This window comes from Actinomadura logoneensis (assembly GCF_003428695.1).
Classification (GTDB): domain Bacteria; phylum Actinomycetota; class Actinomycetes; order Streptosporangiales; family Streptosporangiaceae; genus Spirillospora; species Spirillospora logoneensis.
This window is the reverse complement of sequence record NZ_QURH01000343.1, coordinates 1-506: the sequence shown is the minus strand read 5'-3', so window position 1 is coordinate 506 and position 506 is coordinate 1. Positions and strand designations below refer to the sequence as shown.

General features: G+C 80.4%; 2 pseudogenes. Both read left to right on the top strand.

Annotated elements, in window-relative coordinates:
- Positions 1-233, top strand: a pseudogene (locus DZF91_RS22630) (AAA family ATPase); the annotation flags it as partial.
- A 15-nt stretch (positions 234-248) separates the two neighbouring features.
- Positions 249-506, top strand: a pseudogene (locus tag DZF91_RS22625) (hypothetical protein); the annotation flags it as partial.

Genomic DNA, 506 nt, shown 5'->3' with positions numbered 1-506 from the left:
CGGCCGCCGCGGACCGCCTCGCCGCGCAGGTCGCCCGGGCCGCCGCCGCGCTGCGCGCCGCCGACCTGCTGAAACCGCCGGGCGTCGCCGAGTCCCTGGACTGGACGGAGGCGCTGGTCGCGCTCGGCGTCCGCGACCTGGACCCGGACTCCGCCGCCCGCACGCTCGGCGCCGTCCTGAAGTACCGGGAGGACCGCGAGCGCGGCCTCGCCGCCCTGTTCGACGGGGGCTGAGCGGCGGTGCGGGACGTGGTCGAGACGGTCGTCGGGTTCGCGCGGACGGTGCGCGCCGCGGGCGGGCGGGCCGATCCCGAGCGGGTGCGGGCGATGCTCGCCGCGCTCGACCACCTGGACGTCCTCGACCCGCGCGACGTCTACTGGGCCGGCCGCCTCACGCTCTGCGCCGACCCCGGTGACCTGGCGCGCTACGACCGCTGCTTCGCCGCGTACTTCGGGGGCCGGACGGCCGTCCCCGGGCCCCGCCCGGCCGCGCCGCCCGCCGTCCGG